14 protein-coding genes are annotated in these 16,879 nt (G+C 63.3%); all 14 read right to left on the bottom strand.

Annotation, left to right across the window (positions count from 1 at the left end; translation table 11 throughout):
- Nucleotides 1-57: 57 nt before the first annotated feature.
- The 14 genes from ftsA to mraZ all read right to left on the bottom strand — a co-directional run bounded on the left by ftsA (nt 58) and on the right by mraZ (nt 16,426).
- The gene (ftsA, locus tag AC1DUB_RS08320) at nt 58-1,287 is read right to left on the bottom strand and encodes a cell division protein FtsA (protein WP_477720571.1); all 1,230 of its coding nucleotides are present in this window, start codon (nt 1,285-1,287) and stop codon (nt 58-60) included.
- Between the two features lie 6 nt (nt 1,288-1,293).
- Complete coding sequence (locus AC1DUB_RS08315) at nt 1,294-2,085, bottom strand: cell division protein FtsQ/DivIB (RefSeq protein WP_477729148.1); 792 nt, start codon at nt 2,083-2,085, stop codon at nt 1,294-1,296.
- Nucleotides 2,086-2,093: 8 nt separating this feature from the next.
- Nucleotides 2,094-3,110 carry a D-alanine--D-alanine ligase gene (locus AC1DUB_RS08310; RefSeq protein ID WP_477729147.1) on the bottom strand — a complete coding sequence of 339 codons (1,017 nt, stop codon included), beginning with the start codon at nt 3,108-3,110 and terminating at the stop codon, nt 2,094-2,096.
- Nucleotides 3,107-4,510, bottom strand: a complete 1,404-nt coding sequence (gene murC / locus AC1DUB_RS08305) for a UDP-N-acetylmuramate--L-alanine ligase (protein WP_477729146.1) — start codon at nt 4,508-4,510, stop codon at nt 3,107-3,109. The genes AC1DUB_RS08310 and murC overlap by 4 nt, the downstream gene beginning before the upstream one ends.
- Nucleotides 4,507-5,586, bottom strand: coding sequence for an undecaprenyldiphospho-muramoylpentapeptide beta-N-acetylglucosaminyltransferase (gene murG / locus AC1DUB_RS08300; protein ID WP_477729235.1), 1,080 nt, complete (start codon nt 5,584-5,586; stop codon nt 4,507-4,509). Before murG ends, murC begins: the two co-directional genes overlap by 4 nt.
- Nucleotides 5,587-5,666: 80 nt before the next feature.
- Nucleotides 5,667-6,929 (bottom strand): putative lipid II flippase FtsW, encoded by a 1,263-nt coding sequence (gene ftsW / locus AC1DUB_RS08295; RefSeq protein WP_477729145.1) that lies wholly within the window; start codon nt 6,927-6,929, stop codon nt 5,667-5,669.
- Nucleotides 6,926-8,719, bottom strand: coding sequence for a UDP-N-acetylmuramoyl-L-alanine--D-glutamate ligase (murD, locus tag AC1DUB_RS08290; RefSeq protein ID WP_477729144.1), 1,794 nt, complete (start codon nt 8,717-8,719; stop codon nt 6,926-6,928). Before murD ends, ftsW begins: the two co-directional genes overlap by 4 nt.
- 3 nt (nt 8,720-8,722) lie before the next feature.
- On the bottom strand, nt 8,723-9,901 hold the full coding sequence (mraY, locus tag AC1DUB_RS08285) for a phospho-N-acetylmuramoyl-pentapeptide-transferase (RefSeq protein WP_477720564.1): 1,179 nt from the start codon (nt 9,899-9,901) through the stop codon (nt 8,723-8,725).
- Nucleotides 9,902-9,952: 51 nt separating this feature from the next.
- Nucleotides 9,953-11,332 (bottom strand): UDP-N-acetylmuramoyl-tripeptide--D-alanyl-D-alanine ligase, encoded by a 1,380-nt coding sequence (locus AC1DUB_RS08280; protein ID WP_477729143.1) that lies wholly within the window; start codon nt 11,330-11,332, stop codon nt 9,953-9,955.
- Nucleotides 11,329-12,834: a UDP-N-acetylmuramoyl-L-alanyl-D-glutamate--2,6-diaminopimelate ligase gene (locus AC1DUB_RS08275; RefSeq protein ID WP_477729142.1), complete on the bottom strand. Its 1,506-nt coding sequence runs from the start codon at nt 12,832-12,834 to the stop codon at nt 11,329-11,331. The genes AC1DUB_RS08280 and AC1DUB_RS08275 overlap by 4 nt, the downstream gene beginning before the upstream one ends.
- A complete protein-coding gene (locus AC1DUB_RS08270) occupies nt 12,831-14,564 on the bottom strand; it encodes a peptidoglycan D,D-transpeptidase FtsI family protein (protein ID WP_477729141.1) in 1,734 nt (577 codons plus the stop codon). Before AC1DUB_RS08270 ends, AC1DUB_RS08275 begins: the two co-directional genes overlap by 4 nt.
- Complete coding sequence (gene ftsL / locus AC1DUB_RS08265) at nt 14,557-14,850, bottom strand: cell division protein FtsL (protein ID WP_477729140.1); 294 nt, start codon at nt 14,848-14,850, stop codon at nt 14,557-14,559. Before ftsL ends, AC1DUB_RS08270 begins: the two co-directional genes overlap by 8 nt.
- Before the next feature lie 220 nt (nt 14,851-15,070).
- Complete coding sequence (gene rsmH / locus AC1DUB_RS08260; RefSeq protein ID WP_477729139.1) at nt 15,071-15,988, bottom strand: 16S rRNA (cytosine(1402)-N(4))-methyltransferase RsmH; 918 nt, start codon at nt 15,986-15,988, stop codon at nt 15,071-15,073.
- Between the two features lie 9 nt (nt 15,989-15,997).
- On the bottom strand, nt 15,998-16,426 hold the full coding sequence (gene mraZ, locus AC1DUB_RS08255) for a division/cell wall cluster transcriptional repressor MraZ (protein WP_477720558.1): 429 nt from the start codon (nt 16,424-16,426) through the stop codon (nt 15,998-16,000).
- Nucleotides 16,427-16,879 lie beyond the last annotated feature (453 nt).

Genomic DNA, 16,879 nt, shown 5'->3' with positions numbered 1-16,879 from the left:
CTCCTCCGCAATGGGTACAACGTGAAGGACGACGAATGAAACTGAAATAGTTGTTCATCAGAAATTCCCCACAAACCAGTCTTTGACACGACCAAAAGCGTTGTGCATGCTGCCCGCCTTCTGCGCCACCTTGTAGCCCCGCATGCGTGCGAGCCGCGCTTCCTCGAGCAAACCCATCACCGTTGCGGCCCGGGCCTGCGCCACCATGTCGGACAGCGCGCTGGAGTAACGCGGTATGCCGCGGCGCACCGGCTTGAGGAAGATGTCCTCGCCAAGCTCCACCATGCCTGGCATCACCGCGCTGCCGCCGGTGATCACGATGCCCGACGACAGCACCTCCTCGTAGCCCGACTCGCGAATGACCTGCTGGACCAGCGAATAAATCTCTTCAATGCGCGGCTCGATCACGCCGGCCAGGGCCTGCTTGCTGAGCATGCGCGGGCCGCGATCGCCCAGCCCCGGAACCTCGACCTGCGTGTCGGGGTCGGCCAGCAACTGCTTGGCATAGCCGCTTTCGACCTTGATGTCCTCGGCGTCCTTGGTCGGCGTGCGCAGGGCCATGGCGATATCGCTGGTGATCAGGTCGCCGGCAATCGGAATCACGGCGGTGTGCCGGATGGCGCCGCCGGTGAAGATGGCGACATCGGTGGTGCCCGCGCCAATGTCTACCAGCGCCACGCCCAGCTCCTGCTCGTCCTGCGTCAGCACGGCCAGGCTGGAGGCCAGCGGGTTGAGCATCAGCTGGTCGACCTCCAGCCCGCAGCGCCTGACGCACTTGATGATGTTCTCGGCAGCGCTTTGCGCGCCGGTCACGATATGCACCTTGGCCTCGAGCCGGATGCCGCTCATGCCGATCGGCTCGCGCACATCCTGGCCGTCGATGACAAACTCCTGCGGCTCCACCAGCAGCAGCCGCTGGTCGGTCGAGATGTTGATGGCCTTGGCTGTTTCGATCACGCGGGCCACATCGGCCTGCGTCACTTCCTTGTCTTTCACCGCGACCATGCCGCTGGAATTGATGCCGCGGATATGGCTGCCGGTGATGCCGGTGTAGACCCGGGCAATCTTGCAGTCGGCCATCAGCTCGGCCTCCTTAAGCGCCTGCTGGATGCTTTGCACCGTGGCGTCAATATTGACCACCACGCCGCGCTTGAGGCCATTGCTGGCCGCAATGCCCAGGCCTGCAAGCTTGAGTTCACCGCCCGGCATGACCTCTGCAACCACGGCCATGACCTTGCTGGTTCCGATGTCCAGTCCGACCACCAGGTCCTTGTATTCTTTGGCCATATATATTTACCTTTTCACTTTCCTGTCTTCTTTGTCACCAGCGTTCACCGTGGTAACACCCCTCAGCCTGATCGCATAACCGTTGCCATAGCGCAGGTCGGCGGACTCCAGGTCCCGTCCATACCTTGACGAGACCTGTGTCAGCGTTGCGATAAACCGCCGTACACGCACCTGTAACTCCTCCAGCGAGCCGCTTCCCAGCTCGATCACGGCGCCACTGTCGAGCCGCGCGCGCCAGCTGCCCTGCCCGGTCAACTCCAGTTTCTCCAGCACCGCGTCCAGTCCTTCGAACATCGGGGACAGCAGCTGGTAAGCCTGGAGTACGAGCGGCGCCCGTCCCTGTGGGCCATTGAGCAGCGGCAGGTCTTCGGCCTCCACATCGCCCTGGTTGGCTTCGAACACCTCGCCAAAACTGTTGACCAGGCGGGCCTCGCCTTCCGGGCCCCAGTAGGCAATGGCCTTGTGCTCCTGCAGCACCACCTTGAGCCGGTTGGGAAACTCGCGCTGCACCAGCGCCCGGCGAACCCAGGGCACGGCTTCGAAGGCCGCCCGCGTATGGGCCAGGTCCACCGTGAAAAAATTGCCGCGCAGCTTGGGCGCCACATTGGCGCGCAGGGTGACCGCGTTGTTGTGGGCCAGATCACCCTGCACGCGGATGCCGCTCAGGTTGAAAAGAGGCTGGCGCATCAGCCACGCCACGGCCAGCGCCAGCACCATGGACGCAAACACCAGGCCAAAAAGCACCGAAAAGGTGTTCATCAGCTTGATGTCCGCCGGCAGGGAGCTTGGCAGTGGCATGGTGCGGCTCAAGGGGTGCCTCCCCCTTGCGTTTGATGATCGAGTGCCGTGGTCTTCAGCACCTCGAGGCACAGGTCTTCATAGGAGATGCCGGCCGCGCGTGCCGACATGGGCACCAGCGAGTGGCCGGTCATGCCGGGCGAGGTATTGATTTCAAGCAGGTAGGGCTTGCGCGTTGCCTTGTCAATCATCACGTCGGCGCGCGCCCAGCCGCGGCAGTTGAGCGTGCGGTAAGCCTGCAGGACCAGCTGCTGGATGACGGCCTCTTCGCCTTCAGGCAGGCCGCAGGGCACCAGGTACTGCGTGGTGTCGGTGAAGTATTTGTTCTGGTAATCGTAATTGCCGTCGGGCGCAACGATGCGGATGACAGGCAGGGCGCGTGCGTCGCTGCCGGTTCCCAGTACCGGGCAGGTCACTTCGTCACCACTGATGAACTGCTCGCACAGGATGTCGGCATCCAGCTTTTCAGCCTGCGCCACCGCATCTGCCATGCCGGCCCGCTCGGTCACCTTGGTCAGCCCGATCGATGAGCCTTCCCGTGCGGGCTTGACAATCAGCGGCAAGCCCAGCTTGTCAGGGACGGCGCTCACGTCGGCGCTGCCATAGCTGCCCCGGCGCAACAGCACATAGGTGGGGGTCGGCAGGCCTTCGGCGAGCATGACCCGCTTGGTCATCACCTTGTCAATGGCCATGCTGGACGCCATGACGCCGGAGCCGGTGTAGGGGATGCCCAGCAGCTCCAGTGCGCCCTGCACCGTGCCATCTTCGCCAAACCGGCCATGCAGCGCGATGAAACAGCGCGCAAACCCGTCCTTTTTCAGCTCACTGATATCGCGCTCGGCCGGGTCAAACGCATGGGCGTCCACACCGCGGGAACGAAGCGCCTGCAACACGCCCCGGCCCGACATCAGGGAGATCTCGCGCTCGGCCGACATGCCCCCCATGAGGACGGCGACCTTGCCAAACGCGGCCCCCGCGCTTGTCCCGGCGCTCACGGCCGGGGATGTGTCTGCGTTGCTACTCACCGTGCACCTTCCAGTTCCAACAATTTGCCGGGCACGAGCCCAATCGATCCGGCACCCATGCACATCACGACATCGCCTCCCAGTGCGTTATCCAGGATGGCTTGCGGCATCGCGTCGATCTCGCTCACAAATACCGGCTCCACCTTGCCCGCCACGCGCAGCGCGCGCGCCAGTGAGCGGCCGTCAGCCGCCACGATGGGCGTCTCACCGGCGGCATAGACTTCGGCCAGCAGCACGGCATCGGCCTGGCCGATGACCCTGACGAAGTCCTCAAAACAGTCGCGGGTACGGGTATAGCGGTGCGGCTGGAATGCCAGCACCAGGCGCCTGCCCGGGAAAGCGCCGCGCGCAGCGGCCAACGTGGCCGCCACCTCGACCGGATGGTGGCCGTAGTCCTCGATGACCGTGAAATGGCCGCCATCTTTGGCGGACACATCGCCGTAACTCTGGAAGCGCCGGCCCACGCCCCGGAATTCAGCCAGCGCCTTCTGCACCGCCGCGTCGGGCACGTTGAGCTCCACCGCCACCGCAATGGCCGACAGGGCATTGAGCACGTTGTGCTCGCCAGCGAGGTTGAGCACAACCTCCAGGTCGGGCAGCGTGACGCCGTTGCGGCGCTGCGCCGTGAAATGCATTTGCGCGCCCACGGGCCGCACATTGACGGCCCGCACCTGCGCGTCTTCACCGAAGCCATAGCTGGTGATCGGGCAGGAGACATGCGGGACGATGTCGCGCACGGCGGGGTCGTCGGTACACAAAATCGCCGTGCCGTAAAAGGGCATGCGGTGCAGGAAGTCGACAAAGGCCTTCTTCAGGTTGCCGAAATCGTGGCCGTAGGTCTCCATGTGGTCGGCGTCAATGTTGGTGACGACCGCCATCACGGGCAGCAGGTTCAGGAAGGAGGCATCCGATTCGTCGGCCTCGACCACGATGTAGTCGCCCGATCCGAGCTTGGCATTGGCGCCGGCGCTGTTGAGCCGGCCGCCGATGACAAACGTCGGATCCAGCCCGCCTTCGGCCAGCACACTGGCCACCAGGCTGGTGGTGGTGGTTTTGCCATGCGTGCCGGCAATCGCAATGCCCTGCTTCAGGCGCATCAGCTCGGCCAGCATCAGGGCACGGGGCACCACGGGAATGCGCTTTTCGCGCGCCGCCAGCACCTCGGGATTGTCGGGCTGCACGGCGGTGGAGGTCACCACCGCATCCACCATGGCCAGGTTGTCGGCGGCATGCCCGACAAAGGTCTTGATGCCGAGCCTGGCCAGCCGCTGCAGCGTGGCGCTGTCCGACAGGTCAGACCCCGAAATGACGTAGCCCAGGTTGTGCAGCACTTCGGCAATGCCTGACATGCCGGAGCCGCCCAACCCGATGAAGTGAATGTTTTTAATGGCGTGTTTCATCTTGCAAGCTCCTCGCAAGCGGCCACAACGCGCGTTGTGGCATCAGTTTTTTGCATGGTTTTGGCTTTTAGCGCGCATTGAAGCAGCGCGGATCGCTCAATTTTTTGTAGCATGTCGGCCAGCGCGGCGGCGCTCATGTCGCGCTGCTGCAGCAACCAGCCGCCCCCCTGGTCGACCAGGAACCGGGCATTCGTCGTCTGGTGGTCATCGACCGCGGAAGGAAAGGGCACAAACAGCGCTGCAGCCCCCACGGCGGCAATTTCGGTGACCGTGCTGGCGCCGGCGCGGCAAATGATGAGGTCGGCATCGGCAAATGCCTGTGCCGTGTCTTCAATGAAGGGCGTCAGTTCTGCCTGCACGCCGACGGCTGCATAGTTGGCGCGCAATTCGTCGATCTGGCGGATCCCGCTTTGATGCGTGACGTCAGGGCGCTGGGCTGGCGGCATCAGGGACAGGGCTTTGGGCACCAGCTCATTCAGGGCCCTGGCCCCGAGGCTGCCACCGACCACCAGCAGCTTCAAGGGCCCTGCCCGGCCGGAAAATCGGGTTGCGGGATCCGGCTGGCGGGTGAAGGCGGGGCGCAGGGGGTTGCCGATCCATTCGGCTTTTTTGAACACACCGGGGAAGGCCGTGAAGACGCGATCGGCCACGCCGGCCAGCACCTTGTTGACCATGCCCGCCACGGAGTTCTGTTCATGCAGCACCAGCGGCTTGCCCAGCAGCACGCTCATCATGCCGGCCGGAAAGGCGATGTAGCCGCCCAGCCCGACGACCACATCAGGCTTGACGCGCCGCACAACCTGGATGCTCTGCCAAAAGGCCTTGAGCAGGCGCAGCGGCAGGAACACCAGGGTGACCGGGCCCTTGCCGCGCACGCCGGAGAAATCGATCGACTCGAAAGCGAAGCCGCGTGGTGGCACCAGCTGGCTTTCCATGCTGGGGTGGCCCGCATTGCCCCGGCCGCCCAGCCAGTGCACCCGCCAGCCGCGCTCGCGCAAGGCCTCGGCCACGGCGAGGCCCGGAAAAATATGGCCCCCGGTTCCGCCGGCCATCACCAAGGCTACGCGAGCCCCCACGCTTGTCACTTCGTGTACTGCGCTGCCCCCCGAGGGGGCCGTGCTTGCTTGGGGCGGCCCGGCGCTGCGCACATGCTCGCTCATGGCCGCCCCCCGCGCATCAGGGTGCGATTCTCGTAATCAATCCGCAGCACCACGGCCAGCGCGATCAGGTTCATCAAAATGGCCGAACCGCCATAACTCATCAGCGGCAGGGTCAGGCCCTTGGTGGGCAAGGCACCGAGATTCACGCCGATGTTGATGAAGGTCTGGAAGCCCATCCAGATACCGACACCTTGTGCCACCAGCCCAGCAAACAGACGGTCCAGTGCGATCGACTGGCGGCCGATGTGCATGATGCGGCGGGTCATCCACATGAACAGGCCAATCACCACGAGCACACCCAGCAGGCCGAACTCTTCGCCGATCACGGCCATCAGGAAGTCGGTGTGCGCCTCGGGCAGCCAGTGCAGCTTCTCGATGCTGCCGCCCAGGCCCACGCCAAAAATCTCGCCGCGCCCGAAAGCAATCAGCGAATGCGACAACTGGTAACCCTTGCCCATGGAGTACTTGTCGCTCCAGGGATCCAGGTAGGCAAAAATCCGCTCGCGGCGCCATTCGCTGAGCATCACCATCAGGCCAAACGCGACCACCACCACGGCCGCAATCACGAAGAACATGCGCGCATTGACGCCGCCGAGAAAGAGGATTCCCATCGCGATGACCGAAATCACCATGAAAGCGCCCATGTCAGGCTCGGCCAGCAGCAGCAGGCCCACGATGCCAATCGCCACCGCCATGGGCAACACAGCGCGAAAGAAGCGCTCCTTCACTTCCATCTTGCGAACCATGTAATCCGCGGCGTAGAGCAGCACCGCAAATTTCGCCAGCTCCGAGGGCTGGAAATTCATGAAGCCCATTGAAATCCAGCGCCGCGCGCCATTGACGCCCTTGCCGATAAAGGGCAGCAGCACCAGCATCAACAGCAACAGGGACAGCACAAACAGCCAGGGTGCCAGCTTTTCCCAGGTCGCCATGGGAACCTGAAACGCCAGATACGCCACGATGAAAGCCACCACCAGCGACAGCACATGACGCAGCAGGAAATGCGTGTGCGCATAGCGGGAAAACTTGGGGTTGTCGGGCATCGCCACCGACGCCGAATACACCATGACCAAACCCCACATCAGCAAGGCCACCGTCACCCAGACCAGCGCCTGGTCAAACCCCGCCATGCGAACAGGCGCAGCCGGGCTTCGGGACAGGCTCTGCCGCCCGAGGCGAACGGGCAGCACATCCGCGGCGACCGCGCCGACGCCGCCGACACCGGAAAGCCAACCCCAAAGGCGTGCAGCCACGGTCACAGCACCACCCCCTGTTCCTGGGCCAGCGCCTGCACCGCATCACAAAAGACCTGGGCGCGGTGTTCGTAGTTGTCAAACATGTCAAAACTGGCGCAGGCGGGCGACATCAGGACGGCGTCGCCGGTATGGGCCTGCGCGGCCGCCAGGCTCACCGCCTCCCGCATCGACGCGGCGTCCAGCAGCGCCACCTGGCTGGCCTGCAGCGCAGACCGGATGAGGGGCGCGTCCTTGCCGATCAGCACCACGGCGCGGGCGTGGCGCGACACGGGCTCGGCCAGCGGCGAAAAATCCTGCCCCTTGCCTTCGCCGCCGAGAATCACCACCAGCTTGCGTTCGGCCCCCAGACCCGCCAGGGCCGCTGCGGTGGCGCCGACATTGGTGCCCTTGCTGTCGTCGAAATATTCGACATCGTTCACCACCGCGATGGATTCCACGCGGTGCGGCTCGCCCCGGTACTCGCGCAGGCCATGCAGCATGGGCGCAAGGCTGCAACCGGCCGCGACGGCCAGCCCGAGCGCAGCCAGCGCATTGGTGGCGTTGTGGCGGCCGCGAATGCGCAGGGCATCCAGCGGCATCAGGCGCTGGATGTGCAGCTCCACTTCTTCACCCTTGCGGCGCTTGATGGTTTCATCGGCTTCCGCGGCGCGCACCAGCCACGCCATGCCATTGACGGTTTCGATGCCGTAGTCGCCGGGTCGCTGGGGCTCCCCGGCGCCAAAAGTCGAATGCGGGCGAACCTGCGGAGGCCGCAGGCGTACCTTGACGGGCGGCGGAAGCATCGCCATCACCCGGGAATCATCACGGTTAAGCAGCATGAACGTGCTGCGTCCAAATATCCGGGCCTTGGCCGCGACGTAAGCATCCATGTCGCCGTGCCAGTCCAGATGATCCTGGGTCACATTCAACACCACGGCAGCCGTCGGCTCAAAGTCCTGCGCATCCGCGAGCTGGAAGCTGGACAGTTCCAGCACCCACACCTGCGGCAGGGTGTCCGCATCAAGGTGCGCAGACAGCGTATCGAGCAGCGTCGGGCCGATATTGCCCGCAACAGCAACGGTTTTTCYGGCCCGTTGCACCAATTGGCCGACCAGGGAAGTCACCGTGGTTTTGCCGTTGGTTCCCGTGATGGCCAGCACCACCGGCCTGTAGCCAGCGGGCTGTTCGGCCGGCGCGGGGGCCAGCAGAGCGGGCAACGCCGCGTCTTCGCCGGCATCTTCCGAGGCAGGCGCGCTTTCCGCAGCATCTGGCGCGGGCATCTCTTCCACGTCGCCGGAGGAATCAGCCACCACAGCGGCTTCGCCCTCAAGCGAGCCGGCGGCATCCGTTACATCGGATACATCGGATACATCGGATACATCGGATACATCGGGCAATGGCGATTCAATCACCGCTTCAGGCGATTCAAGAGGCTGGGGATTTTCTTCCACCGCCTCCGTTGCCGGCACCTCGCGGAGATCGGCCAGGGCCCGGGAGAACAGATCAAGTTCACCCCCGACAGGCAAGCCCATGGCACGCGCGGCATCGACCACAGGAGCGATCACGGCAGGCGCCAGTCCCGGCGAACGATAGACTGCGCGCACGGCGCTACCCTGCACGAGGTCCGGCGTGAAAGCGCCGCTCACAAACTTCACCCCGGGAAGTTCCTGCCGAAGCGTCGCAAGCAATGCAGGCGCTTCGCGTGTGTCAGCGACCGTCACCAATGCCCCATGCCGGACGCACCAGCGCGCCATGGCCAGGCCGGACGCGCCCAGACCCAGGATCAACACGGTTTGGTCTTGTAAATGCCTCATGCCTTACCTGAGCTTCAAGGTTGACAGGCCGACCAGGCACAGCAGCATGGTGATGATCCAGAAGCGGACGACCACCTGCGTTTCCTTCCAGCCGCTTTTCTCGAAGTGGTGGTGCAGAGGCGCCATCTTGAAGAGGCGCCGGCCTTCGCCGTAGCGCTTCTTGGTGTACTTGAACCAGGTCACCTGCATCATCACGGACAGGGCCTCGACGACAAAAATACCGCCCATGATGGCCAGCACAATTTCCTGGCGCACGATGACGGCGATGGTGCCCAGCGCCGCCCCCAGCGCCAGTGCGCCGACGTCCCCCATGAACACCTGGGCCGGGTGCGTGTTGAACCACAGGAACGCCAGCCCGGCCCCGGCCATGGCCGAGCAAAAGATCAGCAGCTCGCCGGAGCCGGGGATGTGCGGAAAGAAAAGGTATTTGGAGTAGACCGCGCTACCGGTCACATAGGCGAACACGCCTAGCGCAGACCCCACCATGACCACCGGCATGATGGCCAGCCCGTCCAGGCCGTCGGTCAGGTTGACGGCATTGCTCGAACCAACGATTACCAGGTAGGTCAGGATCACAAAACCAAACACACCCAGCGGGTAGCTGATTTCCTTCACGAAGGGCACCAGCAGGCCGGCCTTGGGTGGCAGGTTGACGTCAAATCCCGACTGCACCCAGCTGAAAAACAGTTCCAGCACACGCAGGTTGGAACTCTCCGAGATGCTGAACACCAGGTACAGCGCCGCCACCAGGCCAATCAGCGATTGCCACAGGTATTTTTCCCGCGATCGCATGCCTTCCGGATCTTTCAGCACCACTTTGCGCCAGTCGTCAGCCCAGCCGATGGCCCCGAATCCCAGGGTGACGAGCAGCACAATCCACACGAAGCGGTTGGACAGGTCAAACCACAGCAGGGTCGAAATGCCGATGGACATCAGGATCAGCACGCCCCCCATGGTGGGCGTTCCGCTCTTGCTCAGGTGTGTCTGCATCGCGTATTCGCGAATGGGCTGGCCGATCTTCAGCGAAATCAGCCGGCGAATGACAAACGGCCCGGCAAGCAGGCCGATCAGCAGCGCCGTGAGCGCGGCCATGACGGCACGGAATGTCAGGTACTGAAACACCCTGAACGACCCGAATTCAGGGGAAATCGACTGGAGCCACTGGGCCAGGCTAAGCAGCATGAAATGCCTCCTGCCGAGCCGCCGGCAGCGAACGCATGTAAGCGTGGGGGCTCATGTTTCTTCCTTGTAGTTTTGTGTGTGATCTGCAATGGCCTGGACCACCTGCTCCATCTTCATGAAGCGGGAGCCTTTCACCAGCACGCTGCCGGCCTGCGGCAATTCAGCCAACACGGCGGCGGCCAGATCAGCCATCTGGTTGAAATGGCGTCCCGCGCCGAAAGCGGTGCCCGCCCCTTGGGACTGGGCGCCCAGCGTGAAAAGCTGCTCGATGCCCCGCGCGCGAGCATACCGGCCGGCTTCTTCGTGGAACTGGGGGCCCTGGTCGCCCACCTCACCCATGTCGCCCATGACCAGCAGGCGCGGCGCCGGCAACTCGGCCAACACCTCGATGGCCGCGCGCATGGAGTCGGGATTGGCGTTGTAGGTGTCGTCGATCAATGTCACCACACGATTCGCCAGGCGCACGGTCAGGGCGCGGGAACGCCCCTTGACCGGGGCGAATTCCGACAAACCCGCCGCGATGGCTGGCAGGGGAACGCCGGCGGCCAGCGCACAGGCGATGGCGGCCAGCGCATTCTTGACGTTGTGCCGGCCCGCAATATGCAGGGAAAAATCAAGCGGCCCTGAGGGTGTCCGTGCCGCAACCTGCCAGCAGTCGCCGTTCCACTGCGCTTGGGCCGTCACATCGGCCGGGCCCGTTTGTGCAAAAGTCAGCGCGCGGCGCGCCCCCGCGAGGCCGCGCCAGATGGCGGTGTAGTCATCATCGGCAGGAAAAACGGCGATGCCGTCCGTGCCCAGGGCCTGCAGGACGGAGCCGTTCTCCCGGGCGACGGCTTCCACCGTGGCCATGAATTCAAGGTGCTCGCGCTGGGCGTTATTGACCAGCGCCACGCCGGGCTTGGCCAGTGCGGCGAGATAGGCGATTTCGCCGGGATGGTTCATGCCCAGCTCCACCACGCCCACCTCATGGGAGGCACGAAGGCGCAACAGCGTCAGGGGCACACCGATATCGTTGTTGAGATTGCCTTCCGTGGCAAAAGCCTGCGTGGATTTCCAGGCGCGCAGGATAGCCGCGATCATCTGCGTCACCGTCGTTTTGCCGTTGCTTCCCGTCACCGCAATGAGGGGCAAGCTGAATTGCGAACGCCAGCCGGCCGCCAGTTGGCCGAGCGCCAGTTTCGAGTCAGCCACCTCCAGACCCGGCAGACCTGCCGCGGCCAGGCCATGGTGGGCAATCGCCGCCACGGCGCCCTGTGCCTTGGCCTGCGCCAGAAAATCATGGGCGTCAAAGCGCTCGCCCTTGAGCGCCACGAACAAGTCGCCGGCCTGCAGGCTGCGGGTATCGGTGTGCACGCGCAGAGGCTTCACGCTGCCATCACCCACCAGCCGGGCCGACGGCAACCAGCCCAGGGTCTGTTGCAAGGTCATCATGCGGAGCCTCCCCCGGCCTGGCGTGCCACGCGCGCCGCATTCAGGGCGAGGGCGGCTTGCGCCTGCGTCCTGTCGGAAAAAGGAAGCTTCACGCCCTGGATCTCCTGATAACTTTCATGCCCCTTGCCCGCCAGCAGCACCACATCATGGGCTTGCGCCAAACTCAGCGCATGCGTAATCGCCATGGCCCGGTCTGCCTGCACGTGCACGGCATCGCGGTGTTTCAACCCCCTCAGCACCTGGTCGATGATGGCCAGCGGATTCTCACTGCGCGGGTTGTCGCTGGTGACCACCACCCGGTCGGCATTTTTTTCCGCCACCGCTGCCATCAGCGGGCGTTTGCCGGCATCGCGGTCTCCGCCACAGCCAAAGACGCACCAGAGCTGGCCACCGCGGCTGCGCGCGACCGGCTGGAGCGCTGTGAGTACTTTTTCCAGGGCGTCAGGCGTGTGCGCGTAATCGATGACGACCAGGGGCAGGCCTTCTTCCGCCAGCGTGTCCATGCGCCCCGGCACCGGCAGCAGGTCGGCACACGCGCCCACCGCGTCGGCCAGCGGTATGCGCATGGCACGCAGGGCCGCGATGACGCCCAGCAGGTTGTACACGTTGTACTGGCCGACCAGCTTGCTGGAAACCCTGTGCTGCTCCGCACCTTCGACAACATCAAAACTCACGCCATTCACGCCGTGGTGAATTTTTTGTGCATGAATCCGGGCTGGCCCTGTGCAGGACAATGTCCAGACATCCAGGTCCGAGCCGGCCAGCGAGGTGCTCAGCTCAAGGCCTTTGCCATCGTCCACGTTGATGACTGCCGCCTTCAGGCCTGGCCAGCTGAACAGCATTTTCTTGGCCTCCCAATAGTCCTGCATGGACGGGTGGTAGTCGAGATGGTCCTGCGTGAAATTGGTGAAGATCGCGACCTGTATGGTGGTGGCATCCAGACGCCGCTCCACCAGCCCTATCGAGGAAGCCTCCAGGGCACAGGCGGCGAAGCCCTCGTCCACAAAACGGCGCAGTTGCTGCTGGAGCAGCACAGGATCAGGTGTGGTCAACCCCGTGAAAACCACCGCACCGGGCTCCCCGATGCCCAGGGTTCCCACGACACCGCATTTGCGCCCCAGCCTGCCCAGCGCCTGGGCCAGCCACCATGTTGTCGATGTCTTGCCATTGGTGCCGGTGACGGCTGCGACCTGCAGATGCCGGCTCGGCTCATCAAAATAGGCAGCGGCGATGGGGCCGGTTGCCGCCTTGAGTCCTGCGTAAGCGGCCACCCTTTCGTCTTCCGGGCCGCGAGGCTCAAAACCCTGCAGCTCCACCAGGCAGGCGCGGGCGCCCGAAGCCAGTGCATCACCGAGATACTTCCGGCCATCCGTCGCTGCACCGGGCCATGCAATGAATCCGTCACCGCCGCCCACCATGCGGCTGTCCGTCCGCAGGCTGCCAGTCACGCGCTCACGCAACCAGCGGGCCGCCTGCTCGGGGGTATGGAGCTGGGTTGTCAAAACGACTCCTCGACAGCCTGCGTCACGATCTGCGGCTTGACGCTCACGTCCGGCTGAACGCCCATCATGCGCAGCGTCTGCTGCACCACTTCACTGAAGACCGGCGCCGCCGCAACGCCGCCAAAATACTGGCCATCACTCGGCTCGTCGATCATCACCGCGACAATGATGCGCGGTGCCTCGATAGGCGCCATGCCGGTGAACCAAGCACGGTATTTATTGCTCGCATAGCCCTTGCCGACCTGCTTGTGCGCCGTGCCCGACTTGCCGCCAACCGAATAGCCGACCGTCTGTGCCAGTTGACCGGTGCCACCCGGTGCCGCGGCCATCTGGAGCATTCTTCGCACCGCATGCGCGTTCTCGGCAGAAAACACCCTGACGCCGACGGCGGGCTCAGTGCTCTTGAGCATCGTAACCGGAATGATCTGCCCATCGTGCGCAAACGAGGTATAGGAATGCGCCATCTGGAACAGCGAGGCCGAGAGCCCGTAGCCATAAGCCATGGTCGCCTGCTCAACCGGCCGCCAGCTTTTCCAGGGTCGCAGCCGGCCTGTCACGGCGCCGGGAAACTGGATCTGGGGCTTCTGGCCGTAACCGAGCGCGGTGTAGGTATCCCACATCTCGTGCGGACTCATCTTCTGCGCGATTTTCAACGCGCCGACGTTGCTCGACTTCTGGATCACGCCCTCGACGGTCAGCGTGCCGTAGTTGTGGGTATCGCTGATGGTAAAGCCGCCGATGCTGAAGCGGCCAGGCCCGGTTTCGACGAGGGTCTGCGGTTTGACCCGGCCGGCTTCCAGCGCCATGGCGACCGTGATCGGCTTCATCGTGGAGCCGGGCTCGAAGGTGTCCGTCAGCGCGCGGTTGCGCAGTTRCTCGCCCGTGAGGTTCTGCCGCTTGTCAGGCACGTAGCTCGGGTAGTTGGCGAGTGCCAGCACCTCGCCAGTGATCGCATCAAGCACCACCACGCTGCCGGCCTTGGCCTTGCGTGCGGTCACGGCGTCGCGCAGCTTCTGGTAAGCGAAGAACTGCACCTTGCTGTCGACGCTTAACTGGATGTCTTTGCCCTCGATCGGCGGCACCTGCTCACCAACGCCTTCGACCACGCGACCGAGCCGGTCCTTGATGACACGCCGTGAGCCCGCCTTTCCGGCGAGCTCCTTGTTGAAGGTGAGTTCGATGCCTTCCTGGCCGTTGTCTTCGACGTTGGTGAACCCGACCACATGGGCAGCCGCCTCGCCTTCAGGGTACTTGCGCTTGTATTCCCGGCGCGCATAGATCCCCTTGATGCCCATCGCATGGATTTGCTGGGCTATCGGCTCGTCGACCTGGCGCTTGAGCCAGACAAAAGTCTTGTCCTCGTTACCCAGTTTTTTCTTCAGATCAGCCTGCGGCATTTCCAGCAACCTGGCGAGTTCTGCGAGCTGGGCCTTGCTCGCTTCAACATCTTCCGGGATGGCCCAGATACTGGGAGCAGGCACGCTGGAAGCCAAAATCAGGCCATTGCGATCGAGAATACGGCCGCGATTGGCCGGCAACTCCAGCGTTCGGGCAAAACGGACTTCACCCTGGCGCTGGAAAAATTCATTACCGAAAACCTGGATGTACGCGGCCCGCCCCGCCAGCCCCACAAAAGCCAGGGCAATGGCCGCCACAATAAATTTGCTGCGCCAGACCGGCGTCTTGCTGGCCAGCAAGGGGCTGGAGCTGTAGAGAACGCTCCTACTCATGCGGCACCCCGGCAACCGCAGCATCCCGATAGGTCACATACTGCGTGATGGCCGGCGTTGCCGTGCGCATCTGCAGGCGATCCCTGGCGAGTTTCTCAACCCGAAGAGGCGTGGCCTGAGCACGCTTTTCAAGCTGCAGGCGTTCACTATCCGTTTCGATTTGCCGGCTGTGGGCGGTGGCCTTTTCAAGTTCCACATACAGGCGACGCGACTCGTACTGAGTGCTGACCAGATAAAGCGCACTGGCCAGCACGGCCAGCAGCAGGACGAGGTTCAGGCGGAGCATCTGGTGGCCCCCACGCTTGTCACTGCGTGTACTGCGCTGCCCCCCGAGGGGGCCGCTGCGCCTGCGGTCTGGCAAAGCCAGTCCCGCAGCCCCCGCTGGGATGAAGAGTCCCCACGCTTGCCCACTCCGTATAGCTCCCGAGGCCCTGCAGGCCGCGGCTCGCGGGACGCTTCACCTCTGTCGTTCAACCCCCGAGGGGCTAGGAGCAGTTTTGCGGTATTCATGTGCTCACCCCGGTGCGCTCGGCCACCCGCATCACGGCGCTGCGGGAACGGGGGTTGGCGGCAATCTCCTCTTCGCTGGGCTTGATGCGGCCCAGGGCCTTGAGCCTCATGGCCTTGGGCGCGGCAAACGGGGCGCGGCGGTCAAACACTTCGCGCGACTGCCCGGCAATGAATTGCTTGACGATGCGGTCTTCGAGCGAATGAAAACTGATCACCACCAGACGGCCTCCCGGTTGGAGTACTTTCAGCGAAGCTTCTAACGCCTGTTGCAGCTCTTCAAGCTCGGCGTTGATGAAAATCCGAAGAGCCTGAAATGTGCGCGTTGCAGGGTCCTTGCCCGGCTCGCGGGTTTTGACCGCGCCAGCCACGACTTCGGCCAGCTCAGCGGTGGTTCGAAGAGGGCCCCGTTCCTGTCGGCGACGATCAATCGCCTTTGCAATCTGTTGAGCAAACCGTTCTTCGCCATATTCACGAATCACCTCCGCCATTGTTTCTATGGATGCGTCTGTCAGCCACTCGGCCACACTCTGGCCACGCGTCGTATCCATGCGCATGTCCAGAGGCCCCTCCGAACGAAAGGAAAAGCCGCGCTGCGGGTTGTCGATCTGGGGTGAGCTCACGCCAAGGTCCATCAGCACGCCCGCTGCGCTGGCAGCGGGCAGTTGACCCAGGTGCATGAAGCCTTCGTGGCGAATTGAAAAGCGCGGGTCGGCGATGGTTTGCGCTTCCGCGATGGCGTCGAGGTCCTTGTCGAAGGCCGTGAGGCGCCCTTGCGGCGAAAGCCGAGACAGCAAGAGGCGCGAATGCCCGCCGCGACCGAAAGTCGCGTCGATGTAGTGGCCGTCCGGGTTGATGTGAAGCGCCGCTATGGCTTCGTTCAACAAGACGGTGCGATGTGTCCATGTGTCTTGCACCGTCTTCTTTCAGAATGAAAAGTCTCTGAAGACATCGGGCATTTCACCCTTCATTTGTTCGGCCTCCTGGGCGGCATACGTCGCAGCGTCCCAGAGCTCGAAGTAGCTGCCCATGCCGAGCAGCACCGTATCCTTGCTGATGCCGGCAGCTTGCCGGAGTTCAGGCGAAACCAATACACGGCCAGTCGCATCCATGTCCACATCCATCGCATTACCCAGGAAAATCCGTTTCCACCATTGGGCCTGCATGGGCAGCGAGGCGATGCGGTCGCGGAATTTCTCCCATTCGTTGCGTGGGAAAATCATAAGGCAGCCGTGCGGATGTTTGGTGATGGTGAGCTGGCTGGAGGCAGTGGCGCTCAGCACGTCGCGATGCCGGGTCGGCACAGAGAGCCGCCCCTTGGTATCGAGAACTAGAGATGACGCGCCTTGAAACACCGTTACAAACCTTTAGAGAACACTTTTCACCACTAAATTGCACTTTTTCCCACTTTATCAGGAAACATTCCGCAAGCAAGAGGTTTGACACAAATTTTTTCAATGAAATCAAGGACTTAGAAGCATCTTCAGAAGTCATACGGAACTTAAAAAGTGTTCTAAATTAAGCACTTAGCAAAGCCAATGAAAGTGTTGCATTAAGCGACGCGCAGGACGGCATGCCAATGGATGGACCAGAATGACATCCTAGGCCATGCCTTGATGACGCCCCGGCGATGCCAAGACAGTGCGAGAAGTAAGTATCAGCAACGTTCCTGTTTTTTTGAAAACAGTCGGCAGGTCACTCACTCATGACGCCCGGTCATAGCGAACGACATAAGCCGCAAGCAGGCCGCAAGCAGGATGGTTTCCGGCCCGGGGCACGGGTGTGGACCCGGTCAAAGACAGAGGTAG

It is taken from the genome of Polaromonas sp. P4_F9 (assembly GCF_056401235.1).
Note: the sequence above shows the minus strand (reverse complement) of the source record. Positions and strands in the feature narration are given on the sequence as shown.

Coding starts and splice junctions, on each gene's coding strand:
- murC (WP_477729146.1), bottom strand. CDS start 4,510: ATGAAACACGCCATTAAAAACATTCACTTCATCGGGTTGGGCGGCTCC.
- mraY (WP_477720564.1), bottom strand. CDS start 9,901: ATGCTGCTTAGCCTGGCCCAGTGGCTCCAGTCGATTTCCCCTGAATTC.
- AC1DUB_RS08280 (WP_477729143.1), bottom strand. CDS start 11,332: ATGATGACCTTGCAACAGACCCTGGGCTGGTTGCCGTCGGCCCGGCTG.
- ftsA (WP_477720571.1), bottom strand. CDS start 1,287: ATGGCCAAAGAATACAAGGACCTGGTGGTCGGACTGGACATCGGAACC.
- AC1DUB_RS08315 (WP_477729148.1), bottom strand. CDS start 2,085: ATGCCACTGCCAAGCTCCCTGCCGGCGGACATCAAGCTGATGAACACC.
- ftsL (WP_477729140.1), bottom strand. CDS start 14,850: ATGCTCCGCCTGAACCTCGTCCTGCTGCTGGCCGTGCTGGCCAGTGCG.